The 18,966-nt window shown below is 61.2% G+C and carries 16 protein-coding genes; 3 read left to right on the plus strand and 13 right to left on the minus strand.

All coding sequences use genetic code 11. The features are described from left to right. Positions 1-674: 674 nt before the first annotated feature. From JJJ17_RS19690 to xdhA, 8 genes are all read right to left on the minus strand, one after another. Positions 675-1,298 (minus strand): serine integrase family protein, encoded by a 624-nt coding sequence (locus JJJ17_RS19690; RefSeq protein ID WP_200689531.1) that lies wholly within the window; start codon positions 1,296-1,298, stop codon positions 675-677. 43 nt (positions 1,299-1,341) lie between these two features. Beyond that, complete coding sequence (locus tag JJJ17_RS19695; RefSeq protein WP_234464231.1) at positions 1,342-3,378, minus strand: TonB-dependent receptor plug domain-containing protein; 2,037 nt, start codon at positions 3,376-3,378, stop codon at positions 1,342-1,344. Positions 3,379-3,576: 198 nt separating this feature from the next. After that, a complete protein-coding gene (locus JJJ17_RS19700; RefSeq protein WP_200689535.1) occupies positions 3,577-3,792 on the minus strand; it encodes a hypothetical protein in 216 nt (71 codons plus the stop codon). Positions 3,793-3,940: 148 nt separating this feature from the next. After that, positions 3,941-4,756, minus strand: a complete 816-nt coding sequence (locus JJJ17_RS19705; RefSeq protein ID WP_200689537.1) for a phosphatidylinositol-specific phospholipase C/glycerophosphodiester phosphodiesterase family protein — start codon at positions 4,754-4,756, stop codon at positions 3,941-3,943. Positions 4,757-5,024: 268 nt separating this feature from the next. Then, positions 5,025-6,305, minus strand: a complete 1,281-nt coding sequence (gene guaD, locus JJJ17_RS19710; RefSeq protein WP_200689539.1) for a guanine deaminase — start codon at positions 6,303-6,305, stop codon at positions 5,025-5,027. After that, on the minus strand, positions 6,293-7,033 hold the full coding sequence (gene xdhC / locus JJJ17_RS19715; protein WP_200689540.1) for a xanthine dehydrogenase accessory protein XdhC: 741 nt from the start codon (positions 7,031-7,033) through the stop codon (positions 6,293-6,295). The genes guaD and xdhC overlap by 13 nt, the downstream gene beginning before the upstream one ends. Then, complete coding sequence (gene xdhB, locus JJJ17_RS19720; protein WP_200689541.1) at positions 7,030-9,348, minus strand: xanthine dehydrogenase molybdopterin binding subunit; 2,319 nt, start codon at positions 9,346-9,348, stop codon at positions 7,030-7,032. The genes xdhC and xdhB overlap by 4 nt, the downstream gene beginning before the upstream one ends. A 2-nt stretch (positions 9,349-9,350) precedes the next feature. Beyond that, positions 9,351-10,802 (minus strand): xanthine dehydrogenase small subunit, encoded by a 1,452-nt coding sequence (gene xdhA / locus JJJ17_RS19725; RefSeq protein ID WP_200689542.1) that lies wholly within the window; start codon positions 10,800-10,802, stop codon positions 9,351-9,353. Positions 10,803-10,914: 112 nt separating this feature from the next. On the opposite strand from xdhA, the gene JJJ17_RS19730 reads away from it, so the two are divergent. The 3 genes from JJJ17_RS19730 (at position 10,915) to JJJ17_RS19740 (ending at position 13,507) form a co-directional block, all read left to right on the plus strand. Then, positions 10,915-11,808: a LysR family transcriptional regulator gene (locus tag JJJ17_RS19730; protein WP_200689546.1), complete on the plus strand. Its 894-nt coding sequence runs from the start codon at positions 10,915-10,917 to the stop codon at positions 11,806-11,808. Between the two features lie 83 nt (positions 11,809-11,891). Further along, the gene (pnuC, locus tag JJJ17_RS19735) at positions 11,892-12,506 is read left to right on the plus strand and encodes a nicotinamide riboside transporter PnuC (RefSeq protein ID WP_200689547.1); all 615 of its coding nucleotides are present in this window, start codon (positions 11,892-11,894) and stop codon (positions 12,504-12,506) included. Continuing rightward, positions 12,503-13,507: an AAA family ATPase gene (locus JJJ17_RS19740; protein WP_200689549.1), complete on the plus strand. Its 1,005-nt coding sequence runs from the start codon at positions 12,503-12,505 to the stop codon at positions 13,505-13,507. The genes pnuC and JJJ17_RS19740 overlap by 4 nt, the downstream gene beginning before the upstream one ends. 3 nt (positions 13,508-13,510) lie before the next feature. On the opposite strand, the gene JJJ17_RS19745 is transcribed toward JJJ17_RS19740, so the two are convergent. The 5 genes from JJJ17_RS19745 to bhcC form a co-directional block, all read right to left on the minus strand. Continuing rightward, complete coding sequence (locus tag JJJ17_RS19745) at positions 13,511-14,773, minus strand: urate hydroxylase PuuD (protein WP_234464232.1); 1,263 nt, start codon at positions 14,771-14,773, stop codon at positions 13,511-13,513. Positions 14,774-14,776: 3 nt separating this feature from the next. Then, a complete protein-coding gene (uraH, locus tag JJJ17_RS19750; RefSeq protein WP_200689555.1) occupies positions 14,777-15,130 on the minus strand; it encodes a hydroxyisourate hydrolase in 354 nt (117 codons plus the stop codon). 192 nt (positions 15,131-15,322) lie between these two features. Beyond that, positions 15,323-16,801 carry a nucleobase:cation symporter-2 family protein gene (locus JJJ17_RS19755; RefSeq protein ID WP_200689556.1) on the minus strand — a complete coding sequence of 493 codons (1,479 nt, stop codon included), beginning with the start codon at positions 16,799-16,801 and terminating at the stop codon, positions 15,323-15,325. 35 nt (positions 16,802-16,836) lie between these two features. After that, positions 16,837-17,799 (minus strand): iminosuccinate reductase BhcD, encoded by a 963-nt coding sequence (gene bhcD / locus JJJ17_RS19760; RefSeq protein ID WP_200689557.1) that lies wholly within the window; start codon positions 17,797-17,799, stop codon positions 16,837-16,839. Next, complete coding sequence (gene bhcC, locus JJJ17_RS19765) at positions 17,799-18,962, minus strand: 3-hydroxy-D-aspartate aldolase BhcC (protein WP_200689558.1); 1,164 nt, start codon at positions 18,960-18,962, stop codon at positions 17,799-17,801. The genes bhcD and bhcC overlap by 1 nt, the downstream gene beginning before the upstream one ends. Positions 18,963-18,966 lie beyond the last annotated feature (4 nt).

Raw genomic sequence — 18,966 nt, forward strand, 5'->3', positions numbered from 1 at the left:
ACTCCGCCAATTCCAACGACCTTGGGCATGAAATCCTCTATTTATTTATTTATCACTGGCGATCTAACGCACGAACCCTAAGGGCTGCGACAACTCTACAATATTGCGCTGGCACTGTCACCTGGATGGTAAGGTAGCAGAGGCAATCATCAACCAACAACCAGGACGAGGTGAACGTCCGCTTTGGGCTCTTTGCGTCATTGCCGTGACCACCGTTGAGCGCCGCGCCCTGACCAGAAGCATTGTAGGATCACAACCTCAGCCTAGCATGGGCCTCGCCGTTGCTGTCAGTTGGAACAGCGCCTGTAACCCATTGATAAATAAGCCGCGACTTTTCCCTCGATTGGAAAAAACATCATGGATGTTCAACGGGAAATGCCGGTCTCCAAAACCGAGGGTCGTGGGTTCGAGTCCCCCTGCCCCTGCCATTCATAAAATTAAATTATTTCGACTTATGGCAGCGAGTGGCCATGGGCAGTGGGAATTTAGTTCTCGATTCGCGTTGAACGCTCTTCATCATCGCGCTTCCGGCTGTGCTGCAGCCCGTGAGCGCCGATATTCCCTCTACAATGCAGGCCTTACGCCACGTGGTCCTGAAATAATTCGCCGCTCTTTCTGTCGGCTTGACCGGATGATCAAGAGCGCGGCGCTGGTTCAGCAGACTGGAAATTGCCTTACTTCATCAGTTGCAGCAGGCGCGAAACCTGTGCCGGTCGCCATGCGGTACCGCTGGAAGTCATCAGCCCGGCGCGGTTCAGGGCCGAGGCGATGTCGCGCAAGGTCGCTCCGCGCTGGCGCATCGGCAGGACAATTTGCGTGACCTGATCGGCGGTCTGTGCGTCCTCGGTCTCAGTGGCGAAGGCGCGGCAGCGGCCTTTGGCGGCACGGGTTTCCACATTGATCGCGGCCTGACGGGCGTGAAACGCGCGTTCTTGCGCTTGCAGGCGGGCGTGGATCGACAGCTCGGTCTTGGTCGCATGCGGTAGCACGGCGACGCGCAGATCGACGCTCGGGTCGGCGAAAAAGGGCGCGTAGCCCAGTTGCGCGACCGGAAGCCGGTCCAGACGCGCGACCAGCAGCTTGGCAAAATGTTTGCGGCAGATGGTCAGCGCGGTCTGTATCCCGGTCAGCGCTTCGCCTTCGGGCACGAACTGGTCGGCATGACGCGCGATCACGACAGGCTCGGTTTCGTAATTCTGCAACAGAAAGTCGATGTCGCGCATCTGCGCGGCAGGGCTGAGATCAGGCTGCCCCTGATCCTCGAAACCGATGCGCGTATAGATCACGAAATGGGTCATGACGGGACATAAGTGGCGCCGGATCGGCCCGGCGCCGTTGAGGTCAGAAGGTCATCCGGGTGGTCAGGAAGAAGGTCCGGCCCGGTTCGGGATAGCCTTCGACCAGTTGGTAATCCCGGTCGAAGATATTGCGGATGCCAAAGACGACGCTGGCTTGATCGCTGGCCTGCCATTCGACATCGATATTGGCCAGCCCGAAGCCGCCCATCCGGGTATAGGCGATCTGCGAAGGATCGTCGGGCTGGATCGCGCTTTCGGAAAGGCGCGAGCTTGAGACCTCGAACGAGGGCGAGACGGTCAGATTATCCGTCGCCTGCCAGTCGAGCCGCAGATAGGCATTGTGGCGCGGCGTATCGGTGGGGCGGTAATCGGCGCGCTCGGGGTCCGAGATACCGCGGTGAAGCAGCGTATAATTCGCCACCAAGGCCAGCCGGTCGTTGACATCCCAGCTTGCCGCGATCTCGAAGCCTTTGTAGCTGCCATCGCCGACATTCTGGCTTTGCGACATCGGATCGCCCTCGTCGTCCAGATCGCCGGTCGGGACCGATTGGATCATGTCGCGGACCTTGCTGTAAAACAGCGCGGCCTCGATCCGGGCGGGGCCAAGATCGCCGCCATAGCCAAGCTCGGCATTCAGGGCGCGTTCGGATTTCAGATCGGGATTGGGAACGACCGTGCCAAAGCGGGTCGAATAGCGGTCGAACAGCGTCGGGAAACGCGTGCGCGAGGACAGGCTTGCGTGAAATTCGCCGCTGGAATCGGGCTGCCAGATCGCCGCGACCTGCCAGTTCACCGCATCCGAAGACCCCGTCGGCAGGCCCGGATCGGTATCGGTGCGATCGGCCTCCAGCACCTCGGCGCGGTCATAACTGATCCCGGCGATCACGCTTAGATCGTCACGCGCCTGCCATGTGTTTTCCAGCGCCAGCGACCAGGTTTCCTCTTCGCTGATCTCGGTCGGATCGGCGGGCAGGCCCAGTGTCGGCTGTGGCAACTGGATCGAGCGGTGCTTGTCGCGGCGATAATGCAACGCGCCGCGCAAGGTATTGGCCGCGCCCAGTTCCGCGCCTGCCTCAAGGCTCAGCCCCCAGGCACGGTCTTTATAGCGGCTGTTGAAAGCGCGGCGTTCGGTCTGGCTGGAATGGGTGGAATCGTCCCATGCCGACAGCAGATTGTCGAAGCGGTTGTAATAGGCGCGGGTCTTCAGATAGCCGCCGCCCAGTTCGGTGTGAGAATAGAAGGCCAGACTGTCCAGATCCCATTCCGGCCATGTCCAGTCACGCTGCCAGCTTTGCCCCACGCCCGGATCGCCGGTGATCCCCCTTATCGGCTGATCGACGTTATAGGGCGCCTCTTTCGAGCCGGTCTGGCGGGTATAGCTGAGGACATATTCATCCGTCGCATTCGGCGTCCAGCCCGCCTTCAGGTTCAGCCGGTCGTCATCGGTTTCGCTGTTGTCGCGCTGGCCCGCACCCTGCTGCGGGCGCGGGTTGTAATCGCGGGACAGGTAGAAGCCGTCATTGTCGCGCTTCATATAGCTGCCCTGCAGCCAGAAATCCTGTTGCCGCGTCCCCAGCGACAGAAAGCCGGTGCGGGCGGTGACATCGCCGCGATTGCCCGCCTCGACGCCCAGCCGCGCCTCGCCCTCGAAAATTTCGGTCGGCTGGCGGGTGACAAGGTTGATCGCGCCGCCCATGCCGCCCGGCCCGTTCAGGACCGAGACATAGCTTTTCTGCACCTGAATTTCGGCCAGATCGGGTGTCAGGAAGCGGCCATAATCCAGCCGGTTATCGGCGGGCAGATAGACGCGGATGCCATCGACCGACAGCGGCACCTGAAAGCGGTCGAAGCCGCGGACATAGATCAGCCGCTCGTTCCGGCTGCCGCCGCTATTGCCCACCTGCACGCCGGGCGCGACCCGCAGCGCGTCATCCAGAGAGGCGCGATTGGTGCGAAGGATATCGTCCGAGCTGACGCTGGTGGTCGTCCCGCCCCGGCTTTCGTCGCTTTCCGCAGTCAGGGTGATCGTGCCAAGCACAAAGACCTGCGACGGGTCGGCGATCTGCGCCACCGCGGGCATCGCTCCGCATAACATAGTTGCGCCGCATAAGGCCGCCTTCACCGTGATCCGCATCTTATGTCCCTTCGCAAATGGCCCTCCGTTTGCGGAGAGAATCGTTATGGTTGGTTAAACATATCGAAACGGGACCGGATTCAAATAGTGCGCAATCATTGAAAGTCTTTTTGCCGATCAGCGATGTGGCGGGGCAAAAGCCTCCTACCGACAGCGATCCGCCGCATTCCCCGGTTCGTCGCGCGGTTGCGTCTGATCTTTGGGTCGGTCAGGACGCCCCTTACCGTTATCCACCTGCCGCGCGGGATTGAGCGGGTCGAATTCTTCAGGATCATGTGGAACACCTTCGTGTTCTTCCAAGCCCTTGCGGCGTTTCACATCCTCTACGGGATCGGGGCGCTTCGGACGTTCTCGGGTCATTTCTGTTCCTCCTGAAGTTGAACGCGAGGGAGAGAGCGTCGTTCCTTCTTTGTCCGTATGCAGACCATGAAAAACCCCGCGCGAGAAATCGGCGCGGGGCTTTATATCGTTTGGCTCAGCACTGATTTAGCGCATCGGCCAGAGGGTGTCAGTTGGCGCTGTCTTGCAAGAAGGACTGCAGGGCGGCCAGATCGTCGGTGTTGATATGATCCACCCCTGCATCTCGCAGGACGGTCCAGATGGCGTCACGCGCCGGTCCAGCCTCGTCAGGCGTCGCCCAGAACCGAAGTTTCCAGCCCTTGTCATGCACCGTGGCGACGATTTCATCCAGTTTCGCGCGTTCATCGGCGGGCATCTCGCCCTCGCCGGTCCAGGTGAAGACCTTGGTCCAGTTATCGCTGAGAAGCGGCATGAAGGCGGCGGGCATATCGGATTCGAGATCGGTCATCCGACCGTCATAGCCAGCATACCGGACCTGCTGCTGTTCCATCACCTCTTGCGGACGATCGCCCGAGATTATGGCAGTCACAGCGCCCGGTTCCGCCTCACCGTCGCGGAACACGGTCAGAATATCCTCATATCCCTGCAGAACGCCGTCCAGCGCTTCATAGGTGGACACGCCTTCCGATTTGATGTCGATCAGCAGCGTGATCGGCATGTCCTTGCCCGAGGCATAGACCCAGCCATCGTTATCCCCGACACGCTGACGCAGCGGATCAAGATACAGGCTTTGCAAGGTTTTTCCGGCAGTTATCTCATCCTCGTCATGCGCGACCAACAACTCGCCATCGACCAGCCAGATGTCAGCCTCGACGCTTGTGAAGCCATGGTCCAGCGCGTCAAGCAGTGGCCGCTCATGTTCGTAATCGTTATGGGCATGGGCTTGTGCCAAAGGCTGAACGTCGTCGGCCCAGACCGAGCCCCCGATCATCGCGGCGGTCGCTGCTATTGCAAATCTCAGCATGAATTTCCTCCTGACGAGCTGAATTGATCCTCCCCACGCGTTAACAAAAAAGAATGGCAATTTTGTGAGCGCGCGGATGCAGTTTCACCAAGATCGCCACGGAGACAGAATAATGCATAGGTGTGCAAAGAAGATTTCAGAAGAAATTCTTTTCTGTCAACATTCTTGTTGGTTGATCGGCAAGTATCCGTCGCCGTGACTTGCACAGCATCTCAATGAGATTTTCCCGAGAGTTGGGAATTTGGATTGTCGCTGATGAACCGGCGGGTCAGGCCGCCTTCATCGCCTGACCCGCCACATAGGTCTGCGCAATCGAGCGGTCGTCGCCCAGAATTTGCAGGATGAACAATTCCTCTGCCAGCGTCTCGGCGCGTTGCATGCGCAGGTCCATCGCCGGGGTGGCGCGGGCGTCCAGCACGACCAGATCGGCATGCGATCCCGGTGCAAGCGTGCCGATTGTGTCCTCCATGCCAAGCGCCACCGCATTGCCGCGCGTGGCCCAGTGGAAGGCGGCGAAAGGATGCAGTTTCTGGCCGCGGAGTTGCAGGATTTTGTAGCCCTCGTTCAGCGTTTGCAGCATCGAATAGCTGGTGCCGCCGCCGACATCGGTGGCGATGCCGTTCACCACGCCCGCCGCGCGCAGGCCCGCTTCGTCGAACAGTCCCGAGCCAAGGAACAGGTTCGAGGTCGGGCAGAACACCGCGCGGCTGCCGGTCTCGGCCATCCGCCTGATTTCCCGCTCTTCAAGGTGGATCGAGTGGCCCAGAAGCAGCTTGTCCGACAAGAGGCCGTGGGTTTCATAGATGTCCAGATAATCGCGCGCCTTGGGGTAGAGGCTCAGCGTATAGGCGATCTCATCAAGGTTTTCAGACAGATGTGTCTGGATGTGGCAATCGGGATATTCGCGGACCAGTTGGCCCGCTATGTCCAACTGCTCGGGGGTCGAGGTGATGGCGAAGCGTGGGGTGATGGCGTAGCGCTGACGACCGCGACCATGCCATTTCTCGATCAGCGCCTTGCTGTCGTCATAGCCGGATTGCGGGGTGTCCAGAACGCCTTCGGGGGCATTGCGGTCCATCATCACCTTGCCCGCGACCATCGCCATATTGCGAGCCTGGGCCGCGTCGAACAAAGCCTCGGCGCTTTCCGGGTGGACCGAGCAGAAGGCGACCGCCGTGGTGGTGCCGTGGCTGGTCAAGAGGTCAAGAAAGGCACCTGCCATCGCCGGGGCGTGGCCCTGTTGGCTGAAACGAGCTTCCTCGGGGAAGGTATAGGTGTTGAGCCAGTCCAGAAGCTGCGCGCCCCATGAACCGATCACCTGCACCTGCGGGAAGTGGATATGGGTGTCGATGAAGCCCGGCAGGATCAGATGCGGGCGGTGGTCGATTTCGGGGATGCCGGGGGCGGCAAGTTTGGCGTAATCATCGACGGCGACGATCAGCCCGTCCTTGATCAGGATGGCGCCGTCTTCCAGATAGCGATGATTATCCTCGGTTTCATGCGGGTCGGCGTGAAAGTCGAGAACGCGGCCACGGATCAGTTGTTGCATGGATATTTCGTCACGGAAGAAGTTGTGGTCAGCCGCGCGATCAGTTCGGCGGCAGCGAAGGCGGCAATCACCGCCGGGCGTTTGTCATGGGAAAAGCCTGCGCCGATGGGGCAGATCAGCGGCGATGTATCAAGGCCGCGATCCTTGGCGAAGCGGGTGAATTTCGCGCGTTTGGTGGCGCTGCCGATCATGCCGATATAGGCCAGATCGCGGCGGGCAAGCGCCTCGGCGGCCAGCAGGAAATCAAGCGCGTGGTCATGGGTGACAATGACCACGGCGCTGCCGGGGCGGGCCGCGCGGATCTCGGCTTCGGGCAGCGGGGTCAGTTTGGTGGGGATGCCGGGGGCGGCCTGCGCCAGCTCATCGGCGCGGGTGTCGATCAAGAGCGGATTGGTGGGCAAGGGTTGCAGCGCCTGCGCCAGTGCGCGCCCGACATGGCCTGCGCCGAAGATCAGCACATCGGGATGTGCCTCTCGCGTCGGGCCATTGCGGTCAAGATGCAGATGCACGCGACCGCCGCAGCACTGGCCAATCTCGGGGCCAAGCGGGATGTCCATATCCGCCTGCATCTCGCCCCTGACCAACATCTGCCGGGCGCGGTCGATGGCCATATATTCCATCTGACCCCCGCCGATGGTTCCGGTGACGCGGGTGGCTTCCACGAACATCTCGGCTCCGGCATCGCGCGGCGTCGAGCCACGGGCCTTGATGACCCGGACCCGGATCATGGGCGCAGCTTCTCGATCGCCATCAGCACGCGCTCGGGCGTGGCGGGGGCGTCCAGCAGCGCCGGTTCGCGGTAATCGCTGAACGAGGCGACGGCCATGTTGATCGCCTCGAACACGCTGATGCCCAGCATGAAGGGTGGCTCGCCCACGGCCTTCGACCGCTTGATGCTGCGTTCGCTGTTTTCCGACCAGTCGGCCAGCTTCACGTTGAAGATGCGTGGTTTGTCCGAGGCCAGCGGGATCTTGTAGGTCGAGGGCGCGTGCGTGCGCAGCCGGCCCTTTTGATCCCACCACAATTCCTCGCAGGTCAGCCAGCCGGTGCCCTGCACGAAGGCGCCTTCCACCTGCCCCTTGTCGATGGCCGGGTTCAGCGAGCGTCCGGCATCGTGGATCACATCCACCCGGTCGATCACATATTCCCCGGTCAGCGTATCGACCGAAACCTCCGACACCGAGGCGCCATAGGCGTAGTAATAGAACGGCCTGCCCCGCCCGGTCGCGCGGTCCCAGTGGATTTTCGGGGTCTTGTAAAAGCCCGCCGCCGACAGATGGACCCGCGCCATATAGGCCGCCGCGATCACCTCATCAAACCGGATATCGCGGTCGCCCGCACGGATATGGCCGGGCACGAATTTCACCTCGTCGCGCGGCGCCTGCCAGCGTTCCGAGACGAAATCGATGATCCGGGCCTTGATCTGCTCGGCAGCATCCAGCGCCGCCATGCCGTTGAGATCGGTCCCCGAAGACGCCGCCGTGGCCGAGGTGTTCGGCACCTTCTCCGTCGTCGTTTTGGTGATCTTGATGCGGCCAATGTCGCATTGAAACGCCTCGGCCACGACCTGCGCGACCTTGGTGTTCAGCCCCTGCCCCATCTCGGTCCCGCCGTGGTTCAGCGCGATGGAGCCGTCGCTATAGATATGGATCAGCGCGCCGGCCTGATTGAACCAAGTAGCGGTGAAGCTGATCCCGAACTTGACCGGAGTGATCGCGATCCCCTTGCGGATCACCCCGCCATCGCGGGCAGCCTTGGCGTTCCAATCCAGCACGGCCTGACGGCGGGCGTGATAATCGCTGTCGGCTTCAAGCTCGTCAAAGATACGCGGCAGGATCTGGTCGGTGACTTCCTGATGATAGGGGGTCAACTGGCCGTTCTGGTAGAGGTTCAGCTTGCGGATCTCCAACGGGTCGCGCTGAAGGGCATAGGCGATTTCCTCGACAATGCGTTCGGCCACGATCACGCCTTGCGGACCGCCAAAGCCCCGGAAGGCGGTGTTGCTGACGGTGTTCGTGCGCATCGGATGGCTGCTGACGCGGACATCGGGATAAAAATAGGCGTTGTCGCAATGAAACAGCGCGCGATCAGTCACCGGGCCGGAAAGATCCGAGGAAAAGCCGCAGCGGGCATACCAATCCCCCTCGACCGCAAGGATACGGCCATCGTCGTCAAAACCCACCTCGTAATCGACCACGAAATCGTGGCGCTTGCCGGTGGCGGTCATGTCGTCGTCACGGTCGGGGCGGATCTTCACCGCGCGATTCCAGCGTTTCGCGGCGATGGCGGCCACACAGGCGAACAGGTTCATCTGCGTTTCCTTGCCGCCGAACCCGCCGCCCATCCGCCGCACATTCACCACCACCGAATGGCTTGGAACCCCAAGCGCATGCGAAACCATGTGCTGCACCTCGGTCGGGTGTTGGGTCGAGACGTTGATGATGACATCATCATCCTCGCCCGGGATCGCCATGGCGATCTGGCCTTCAAGGTAGAAGTGATCCTGCCCGCCGATGCTGAAACGGCGCTTGATCCGGTTCGGCGCGGTCTGCATCGCCGCCCCTGCATCGCCCCGGCGCAGCGTCAGCGGTTCGGTCACATAGCCCAGATCAGCCTCTTTCGCGGCCATTGGATCCAGCGCGAAGGGCAGTTCCTCATATTCGACCTTGACGTGATGGGCGGCGCGGCGGGCCTGATCGCGGGTTTCGGCCACCACGGCGAACATCGGCTGGCCCCAGAATTTCACCTCGCCCTCGGCGAAGATCGGATCGTCATGCTTGTCGTTCGGCGCGACATCGTTGACGCCGGGAATGTCCTCGGCAGTCAGCACGCCGATGACGCCGGGGGCGCGACGGGCGGCATCCAGATCGATGCTTTTGATCCGGCCATGCGCGCATTGCGACAGGCCCAGATAGGCGTGAAGCGTGCGATAGGGCTCGTTCAGGTCATCGGTATATTCGGCCCGGCCCGTCACCTGCTTAATGGCGGAATCGTGGATCGTATCCGTATGGGCCAGCCCGCGAATGGTGGTTTCATCTTTCATCTTCATTCTCCCACCGCGTATTTCAGACGCACCGGCAGGTCCGGTTCCGATTGTTCCAACCAGAAGCGGCGGAACAGGTTCGAGGCGACGGCGCTGCGATATTCGGCACTGGCCCGCCAGTCGCTGAGCGGCTGGAAATCGTCCGCCACGGCCTTCGCGGCGGCATCGAATGCCTCACGCGCGAAGGGTTGGCCGACCAGCGCAGCCTCTGCCTTTGCGGCGCGTTTCGGGATTCCGGCCATACCGCCAAAGGCCACCCGCGCCCCGGCAATGATGCCATTTTCAACGCTAAGACAAAAGCCCGCAGCGACGGCGGTGATGTCACTGTCGCGGCGCTTCGACACCTTGTAGGCCGCGATTTTCGCGCCGGGATTGGTCGGGATGATCACCTCTTCGACAAATTCGCCCGGCACGCGGTCCTGTTTGCCATAGTCGATGAAGAAATCCTGCAACGCCACCTCACGCCGCACCGCGCCCTTGCGCAGCACGATCCGCGCGCCAAGCGAGATCAGCAGCGGCGGCGTATCCCCGATGGGCGAGCCATTGGCGATATTGGCGCCAATCGTGCCCATATTGCGCACCTGCCAGCCGCCGATGCGCAGAATGTAATCGTAAGCCTGCGGCAGATGTTCGCGAAAGACCGGCCCGGCCTCACTATAGGTGACACCGGCACCAAGACGGATCTCGCCGTCCCGAACCTCGATCCCCTTCATCAGATGCCCGATGAACACGGCGGGCGAGATATTGCGCAGAAACTTCGTCACCCACAGCCCGACATCGGTAGAGCCTGCGACGATGGTGGCCTTCGGGTTTTCCTCCAGCACCGCCGCCAGATCGTCGGCATCGGTCGGGATGATGGCGCGCTGATCGCCCTTGGTCAGTTCGACCCGCTGGCCCCACATCTCGCGCAGCTTCGCCGCAACCCGGTCGCGTTCAACCAGCAACATATCCATCGCCTGCCCGCCCGCGCGGCCAGCGGCCAGGGCGGCTTTGACGATCGGCTCGTATCCGGTGCAGCGGCAAAGGTTGCCCTGCAACGCGGTCTCGATCTCGGTCACGCCCGCATCGGGATTGCCCATCCACAGCCCGTAAAGCGACATGACGATCCCCGGCGTGCAGAACCCGCACTGGCTGCCGTGGTTTTCAACCATCGCCTTCTGGATCGGATGCAAACCACCTTCGGGCGAGTGGATATGTTCCACTGTCACCACATGACAGCCGTGGCACGAGGCCAGAAAGCGGATGCAGGCATTGATCGGCTCGTAGATCATGCCGGTCTGGGTCAGCCGTCCCAGCAGCACCGTGCAGGCACCGCAGTCACCCTCGGCGCAGCCTTCCTTGGTCCCGGTCAGGCGGCGGGCAATGCGGAGATGGTCAAGAAGCGTGTCCGACGCCCCGACATCGGTCAGCCGGATTTCCTGATCGTTCAGCAGAAAGCGCAACTCGGGCGTCATGGCATTCCTCTTGGCTGTGAACCCGATAATCAGCCTATGCCTTAAAAAACGATTGCGAAATCTGTTCCGACACGGAAGACTTTCCATGAATCCTTGAAAGTGGCCTGTCGAAATGTCCTATCTGGAAAGCCTTCGCGTGTTCGTGCGCGTCATCGAGCTGGGCTCGATCACCGCTGGCGGGCGCGATCTGCGCCTGTCGCCTGCTGTCGCGTCGAACCGGATCAAGGATCTGGAGAACCGCTTTGGCGTGCGTTTGCTGAACCGAACCACCCGCAAACTGACCGCGACCGAGATCGGCCGCGCCTTCTATGACCACGCCCGCCGCGTCATCGACACGCTGGACGAGGCCGAGGCGATGGTTTCAAGTTTTTCGGGAAAACCGCAGGGGGTGATCCGGCTGACGGCGCCTCTGGGCCTTGGCAGGCGGCTGATCGCGCCGCTGATTCCGCCCTTTTGCGCGGAAAACCCCGGCGTGGACATCCGCCTGCGCCTGTCCGACCGCAATGTGAACATCGTCGAGGATGCCATCGATCTGGCATTCTTCCTTGGCGAGCCCGCCGATTCCGCGCTGAAATGGCGCAAGATCGCCGATGCGCCACGGGTGTTGGTGGCATCGCCGGAATATCTGGCCCAGCACGGCACACCCACGACACCGGACGAGTTGGTGGGCCATAACTGCCTGTTGCTGCGCTATCCCCGCAGCCCGGAATTCTTCTGGGTGTTACAGGCCGCAGACGGCCCGCAGAAAATGATGGTGAACGGGCGGTTTGATACAGATGACGGCGATGTGCTGCGTCAATGGGCACTGGATTCACAGGGTATCGCGAATCGGCCCCTCTATGAGGTCGCTGACGATCTGAAAGAGGGACGTCTGGTGCAACTTCTGCCCGACACCCCGCCGATCTCGGCCCAATTCGGCTGCCTGACGCCGCACCGGCGGTTGCAGGATCCGAAGGTGCGGATGTTCGCGGATTTCGCGGTCAGGGAGTTGAAGAAGGCGTTTTGAGACGATTTTCTCTCGGCGCGGTTGAACCCGGCGCCGCTTTGATAAAAACATTCGCCAGTTCCCTGGGCAAAGGCTTGATCTGAATGGCACAATTCGTAGATTTCATCGTCGGGATGTTTGGAACCCGGGCAATCGAGATCATTGCGGTTCTCTGCGGTCTGGTGAATGTCGGACTGATTATCCGGCGCAGCATCTGGAACTATCCTTTCGGCATCCTGATGGTGATCCTCTATGCGTGGATTTTCTACGATGTCCGCCTTTACAGCGATGCGCTGTTGCAGATCTTTTTCCTGTTCATACAGGTCATTGGTATCTTCACGTGGCTGAATGCACGCGACGATGACGGTCTGGTCAAACCGACCGATCTGCCGCTGCGCGCTGCCGCCGTCTGGGTGGTGGCCGCGATCATTGCCAGCTTCGCGCTTGGTCATGTCATGGCGACACGCACCGACGCAGATTTCCCATATTGGGACGCGACAACAACCGTGCTTAGCGTCATTGCGCAGTATCTTATGGCGCGCCGCTATCTTCAAAGCTGGCTGGTCTGGATCACCGTCGATGTTCTGGCAATCGGGCTTTACTGGCAGAAAGATCTGACCCCGACAGCAGCGCTTTATCTGATCTTCCTTGGCATGGCGGTCACCGGATACCTCAACTGGCGGCAGTCGATGCAGCCATCCAAGGCGGCTTACGCATGACGACTCGTGGCTTTCTGCTTGGCAAATTCCTGCCTCCGCATACAGGCCATGTTTTCATGTGCAACATGGCGGCGGCGATGTGCGATGAACTGACCGTCCTTGTCTGCTCTCTGGACAGCGATCCGATTGAGGGATCATTGCGCTATCAGTGGATGAAGCAGCTTCTACCGCATGTCCGGGTGATACATCACACCAAAAACGTGCCGCAAACGCCCGAGGAACACCCCGATTTCTGGGCGATTTGGCAGCGAATCTGCAAGGAAGCCCATCCCGAGCATCTGGACTACGTTTTCGGGTCCGAACCCTATGTGGTTGAGCTGGCGAAAGTGCTGGATGCCCGTCCCAAACTGATCGACCCCGAGCGTCTCGCCTTTCCAACCTCGGCCCGTATCATCCTGCGCGACCCAGCGGGAAACTGGGACATGATCCCCGACGCGGTTCGACCCTATTTTCAGCGGCGTGTGGTGTTGGCCGGGGCGGAAAGCACCGGAAAATCGACGCTTGCCGCCGAGCTTGCATCAGCCTTGAACACCCGCTTTGTTCCCGAATATGGGCGCATTTTCGACGCCTACCGGACCGAGGACTGGCAAAGCTCCAGCTTCACCGAGATCGAGCTTGGACATAGGGCAATGCGTCAGGCGATTGCTCCATCGGCAGGTCCGATCCTGATCGAGGATACCGACGAACTGGTCACACGCGTCTGGCAATCGGCCTTGACCGGAACGATGCCTGCCCGCGCCCGACCGTCCGATCTTGCGGATCTTTATCTACTGCTACCGACCGACCTGCCCTGGCAGGACGACGGAACCCGATACCAACAAGCGGACAAATTCCGCGAGGCATTCCAGCAGTCGATGAAACATGAACTGATCGAGGCGGGTGTCGCATGGCGCGCGATCAGTGGCACTGGCCCGGCGCGGCTGCGCAATGCGATGGAGGCGATAGAGCAGGCCTTTGCCCAAGGGACCGATGATGAGGCAAGGAAGACAGCGTCGCGCTGATCCTCACATCCCCGCAAACACCCCGCCGCCTGCCTGACGGAACCAGCGGATCACCTTTTGCCGCTCTTCCGGCTCCATGAAGCTTACATTCGCGGGCGGCATGGCGTCGGTCAGGCCGGCCTGGACATAGATCTCTTTCGCATGGCGGGCGATGTCCTGAGGGGTCTCCAGAAAGACTCCCTTCGGTGCGTGGTAAATCCCCTCATAGGCCGTCTGCCGTGCGTGGCACATCGCGCAGCGGCCCATGATGATGTTGCTGACCTCGTCGAAACCCTCTGCCTCGGCAAAGCGGGTTTCGACGGCGGTCAGGGGGCGGGCCTCGGCCTCTTCCAGACTGTCCTGGTTAAGACCGATCGAGCTGAGCCACATGACCATGATGAACAGGATCGCCGTCACCGCCCATGTCCACCACAGCTCGCCCTTGCGGGCATGCATGGTGTTGAAGAAATGCCGGATGGTCACGCCCATCAGGAAGATCAGCGCCGCGATCAGCCAGTTATACTGGCTCGCGAAGGCCAGCGGGTAGTGGTTCGACAGCATCAGGAAGATGACCGGCAGGGTCAGGTAGTTGTTATGCGTCGAACGCAGCTTGGCGATCTTGCCGTATTTCGGATCGGGCGCGCGTCCCGCCTTCAGATCCGCCACCACGATGCGCTGGTTCGGCATGATGATGAAGAACACATTCGCCGTCATGATCGTCGCGGTGAAGGCGCCAAGGTGCAGCAGCGCGGCGCGGCCAGTGAAGACCTGCGTATAGCCCCACCCCATCACGACCAGCGCCACGAACAGCAGCAGCATCAGCACCGTCGGCGTCTCGCCCAGCTTTGATTTGCAAAGCGTGTCATAGATCAGCCAGCCAATCGCCAGCGAACCGCCCGAGATTAGAATGGCCTGCCATGTCGCCAGATCCATCTTGGCCGGGTCGATCAGATAAAGGTTCGCCCCCGCCCAATAAGTGACCATGAGAAGCGCCGCCCCGGAGATCCAGGTCATGTAGCTTTCCCATTTGAACCAGGTCAGATGCTCGGGCATCTGTTCTGGCGCGACCAGATATTTGTTGATGTGGTAAAAGCCGCCGCCATGGACCTGCCATTCCTCGCCATGCGCACCCTTGGGCAGGCCCGGCACTTTCAGCAGGCCAAGATCCAGCGCCACGAAATAGAAGGACGAGCCGATCCAGGCGATGGCGGTGATGACATGCAGCCAGCGGATCGCGAAGGCGATCCATTCCCAGATGATGACATAATCGGGGATCAGGGGGATCATCGCTCAACTCCCCCGATAGGTGGAAAAGCCGAAGGGCGAGACCAGCAGCGGCACATGGTAATGGTCGTCCTTCGACATGCCGAAGCGGATCGGGATCACGTCAAGGAAACGCGGGCTTTCCGGGGCGATGCCGGTGGCGTCCATCCAATCGCCCGCGTGGAATTCAAGCTCATAGATACCTTGCGCGAAGTCGGCTTCGGGCAGGATCTGGCGGTTGGTGCGGCCGTCGCTATTGGTAGTCAGGCGCGCAAGCTCGGTCCGCTGGCCGCCGTCAAGACGGAACAGCACCACCTCCATCCCTTCGGCCGGAAGACCGCGGGCGGTGTCCAGAACATGGGTGGTCAGGTAACCTGGCATGATGGGTTTCCCTTCTAAACTCTCATTTCATTGATACCTCATCCACGCGCTGGCGCGAGATGGTGCGTCGGCAAGGCAGTCTAAAGATTCCCTATAAAATCACATGCTGCTTTTGCCGGATTCGGGGGTAATCATGCTGCGGATGGAATAAGGGCGGCCCGATCGCTCGGCCCGCCCCGGTATTGGCCGCGATCAGTGATCGGCCAGTTTGCCTGCGGCGCGGACCTCTTCTTCGGTCTGGTGCGGGGCTCCGTTGTAATACCAGTTCAGCAGAACCGCCGAGACCGCCGCCAGCAGAATCCCCGAATGGATCAGCGGGTGGACCGCATGCGGCATCCATTGCTGAAAGTTCGGTGCGGCCAGCGGGATCATCGCCATGCCGATGGAGATAGCGACCACGAACAGGTTGTGCCGGTTGGTGTGGAAATCGACGCGGCTGAGGATACGCACCCCGGTCGCGGCGACCATGCCGAACATCACCAGCCCTGCCCCGCCCAGAACGGTCGTCGGCAGCGATTCCACCAGCGCGCCCATTTTCGGGATCAGGCCAAGGACGATCATGATCACCCCGCCCGCCACGCAAACGAAGCGCGAGCGCACCCCGGTCACGCCGACCAGCCCGACATTCTGGCTGAAGGAGGTATAGGGGAAGGTGTTGAACAGGCCGCCCAGAAGCGTGCCCAGACCATCGACCCGCAGCCCGGCGACCAGTTCGCGCGGCTTGATCGGCTTTTCGCACATATCCGACAGCGCCAGAAACATGCCGGTCGATTCGATCATCACCACGATCATCACCAGAACCATGGTCACGATCATGATCGGATCGAAGATCGGGAAGCCGAAATGCAGCGGCATGATCAGCGCGAACCATTGCGCCTCGCCGACCTGATGGAACTCCATCATCCCGGCAAAGCCGGCAACCACGCCGCCAACGGCGATGCCGACCAGAACCGCGATGTTCGACAGAAAGCCCTTGGCAAAGCGCGAGACCAGAAGGATCGTGCCCAGAACCAGAACCGCGATCAGGATATTTGTCCAGGACGCATAAGCCGGGTTCGGTTGCGTCGCGGCCAGTTTCAGGCCATCCGGCACGCCCCCGGCGGCAAGCTGCGCCTGAAGCCATGCGGCATGTTCTGGATTGACGATGCTGGCGGTGTCAGGACGACCGAAGATCCAGTTGATGCCGATGGGCATCAGGCTGATGCCGATGGCAAGGATCACCGTCCCCGTCACTACCGGCGGGAAAAAGCGCAGCATCCGCCCGACGATCGGGGCGATCAGCATGGCGATCACGCCCGCGGCGATAATCGCCCCGAACAGCATCCTTGCGCCATCGGTTCCGGGGTTTTGCTGGGCGATGGCGACCATCGGGCCGACGGCAGCAAAGGTCACGCCCATCATCACCGGCAGCTTGATCCCGAAATACTGGGTCACGCCCATGCTTTGGATCAAGGTGGCGATGCCACAGACGAACAGGTCGGCGGAAATCAGAAACGCCACCTCCGAGGGCGACAATTGCAGCGCCCGCCCGACGATCAGCGGAACCGCAATGGCGCCCGCATACATGACCAGCACATGCTGGAACCCTAAGGTGATGAGCTTGCCGGTCGGCAGACGCTCATCCACCGGATGAACCCCCTGCTGACCGGCGGTATAGCTTGCATCAGACATTGCGGACCTCCCTTTCCACGTATGTCGGACAGGACCTAGATCCCGATCTCGATCGCTTTCCCTTGCTGGCGTGCCAGATCGACCACCGCTGCCGCGACGGCCAGATCCTGCAGGCCCACTCCCGTTCCGTCAAAAATCGTGATCTCGGCATCACCGCGTCCCTCGTGGTCACCAATGATGACCTTGCCTAACGCGGTGACCTCCTCTGCCGAAATCGTTTTCTGCGCTGCCGCATGCTGGAATTCCCCGATGCTGAGCGATTGGGCAACCTCATCCGTAAACAGCCGCGCCCGCGCCACCAACGCCGGATCAAGCTCTTGCTTGCCCTTGGTATCGGTGCCCATCGCCGCGATATGTGTCGGGCCCTTGACGTGATCGCTCATCAGGATCGGCGCAAAGGACGAGGTGATCGAGATGATCACGTCAGCCTCGGCCCCAAGTCTGTCCAGCTCGACCGCCTCGAAGGGCAGGCCCAGTTCGGCGGCAGTATCGGCCAGACGCGACAGCATCTCGGGATGCGGGTTCCAGCCGATGACCTTCTCGAAATTGCCAAAGCGGATGGCAGCGCGCATCTGAAACGCGGATTGATGCCCCGCGCCCACCATGCCCAGCACCCGTGCCTCTTTCGGCGCCAGATATTTGCTGCTGACGGCACTAGCCGCCGCCGTGCGCAACGCCGTCAGCAGGTTCCCCCCGACCGCCGCCGAGACGCGCCCGGTATCGGGATCGAACAGGAAGATGGTCGATTGATGGTTGATCAGATCGTGCTTCTGGTTGTTCGGCCAATAGCCGCCCGCCTTCAGCCCAAGCGTCAGGCCGCTGGCATCGAAGCCGCCTTTGAAGCCGTAAAGCGCATCCTCGTGCCCGATGGCTTCGCGCACGACGGGGAAGTTATAGGCATCGCCCCGCGCCATCGCCGCGAAGACCGCCTCGACCGCGTCAAACGCGGCCTCGGGGGTCATCAGCCCGGCGATGTCCTTTTCAGGAACCACCCACATCAGTAGGCCTTTCCGCGCGCCGAAACCGGCCAGAGCGTTTCAACCTTGCCGCCGCGAACGCCGACATACCAGTCATGGACGTTGCAGGTCGGATCGCAATGGCCGGGCACCAGCCGCAGCTTTTCGTTGACCTGCAAGACGCCGTTCGGGTCATCGACCACGCCATGTTCGTCGCTGCATTTGATGTATTTCACATCGTCGCGGCCATAGACGAAGGGCAGACCGCTATCGACCGACTGCGCCTTCAGCCCGGCATCGACCACCGCCAGATTGGGCTTTGCATGCGACATGACCGAGGTGAGGATGAACAAGGCATTCTCCCATTCGCCCTGATCGATCCGCTGGCCGTCCTGATCGTGGATGCGACCATAATCGGCATCCATGAAGGCGTAGCTGCCACATTGCAATTCGTTGTAAACGCCGGAATTGCTTTCGAAATAATAGCTGCCGGTGCCGCCGCCCGAAACGAATTCAGGCTCCAGCCCCTCGGCCTTCAGCGCGTCAACCGCGTCCTGCACCTGTGCAATGGCGGCATCCAGTTTCGCCTTGCGGTCGTCATAGCTGTCCATGTGCTGCATTGCGCCCTGATAGGCCTGAATGCCGCGGAAGGTCAGGTTCGGGGCAGCGGCTGCGGCCTTGGCGATCTCGACCACTTCCGGCGTCGTCTTCACACCGCAACGGCCCGCGCCGCAGTCGATTTCCACGAAGATGCCCAGTTCGGTGCCATGCTTTTGCGCCGCCGCCGACAGATCGGCGATATTGGCCACATCATCGACACAGACCGTCACGGTCGAGCCGAATTTCGGCAGCCGGGCAAGCCGGTCGATCTTGGCCGCATCGCGAACCTCGTTGGTAACCAGCACGTCCTTGATGCCGCCGCGCGCAAAGACCTCGGCTTCCGAGACCTTCTGGCAGCAAACGCCAACTGCGCCGCCAAGGCTTTCCTGAAGCTTCTGCACATCGACCGATTTATGCATCTTGCCGTGGCTGCGGTGGCGCATGCCGTGGGCCTTGGCGTAATCGCCCATCTTCTTGATGTTGCGCTCCAGCGCGTCCAGATCAAGGATCAGGCACGGGGTCTGGATATCCGCCTCGTCCATCCCCGGCAAAGCGGGCACGTCAAAGCCGACTTCCAGATTGTCGAAATTGGTGGGTGCGTTCATCTTG

Source organism: Paracoccus caeni (genome assembly GCF_016629665.1).
GTDB classification, from domain to species: Bacteria; Pseudomonadota; Alphaproteobacteria; order Rhodobacterales; family Rhodobacteraceae; genus Paracoccus; species Paracoccus caeni.

What these genes read in the sequence shown, in the direction of transcription:
- JJJ17_RS19690 (WP_200689531.1), bottom strand. Translation starts at nt 1,298, where the DNA reads ATGACCCATTTCGTGATCTATACGCGCATCGGTTTCGAGGATCAGGGG.
- JJJ17_RS19695 (WP_234464231.1), bottom strand. Translation starts at nt 3,378, where the DNA reads ATGCCCGCGGTGGCGCAGATCGCCGACCCGTCGCAGGTCTTTGTGCTT.
- JJJ17_RS19700 (WP_200689535.1), bottom strand. Translation starts at nt 3,792, where the DNA reads ATGACCCGAGAACGTCCGAAGCGCCCCGATCCCGTAGAGGATGTGAAA.
- JJJ17_RS19705 (WP_200689537.1), bottom strand. Translation starts at nt 4,756, where the DNA reads ATGCTGAGATTTGCAATAGCAGCGACCGCCGCGATGATCGGGGGCTCG.
- guaD (WP_200689539.1), bottom strand. Translation starts at nt 6,305, where the DNA reads ATGCAACAACTGATCCGTGGCCGCGTTCTCGACTTTCACGCCGACCCG.
- xdhC (WP_200689540.1), bottom strand. Translation starts at nt 7,033, where the DNA reads ATGATCCGGGTCCGGGTCATCAAGGCCCGTGGCTCGACGCCGCGCGAT.
- xdhB (WP_200689541.1), bottom strand. Translation starts at nt 9,348, where the DNA reads ATGAAAGATGAAACCACCATTCGCGGGCTGGCCCATACGGATACGATC.
- xdhA (WP_200689542.1), bottom strand. Translation starts at nt 10,802, where the DNA reads ATGACGCCCGAGTTGCGCTTTCTGCTGAACGATCAGGAAATCCGGCTG.
- JJJ17_RS19730 (WP_200689546.1), top strand. Translation starts at nt 10,915, where the DNA reads ATGTCCTATCTGGAAAGCCTTCGCGTGTTCGTGCGCGTCATCGAGCTG.
- pnuC (WP_200689547.1), top strand. Translation starts at nt 11,892, where the DNA reads ATGGCACAATTCGTAGATTTCATCGTCGGGATGTTTGGAACCCGGGCA.
- JJJ17_RS19740 (WP_200689549.1), top strand. Translation starts at nt 12,503, where the DNA reads ATGACGACTCGTGGCTTTCTGCTTGGCAAATTCCTGCCTCCGCATACA.
- JJJ17_RS19745 (WP_234464232.1), bottom strand. Translation starts at nt 14,773, where the DNA reads ATGATCCCCCTGATCCCCGATTATGTCATCATCTGGGAATGGATCGCC.
- uraH (WP_200689555.1), bottom strand. Translation starts at nt 15,130, where the DNA reads ATGCCAGGTTACCTGACCACCCATGTTCTGGACACCGCCCGCGGTCTT.
- JJJ17_RS19755 (WP_200689556.1), bottom strand. Translation starts at nt 16,801, where the DNA reads ATGTCTGATGCAAGCTATACCGCCGGTCAGCAGGGGGTTCATCCGGTG.
- bhcD (WP_200689557.1), bottom strand. Translation starts at nt 17,799, where the DNA reads ATGTGGGTGGTTCCTGAAAAGGACATCGCCGGGCTGATGACCCCCGAG.
- bhcC (WP_200689558.1), bottom strand. Translation starts at nt 18,962, where the DNA reads ATGAACGCACCCACCAATTTCGACAATCTGGAAGTCGGCTTTGACGTG.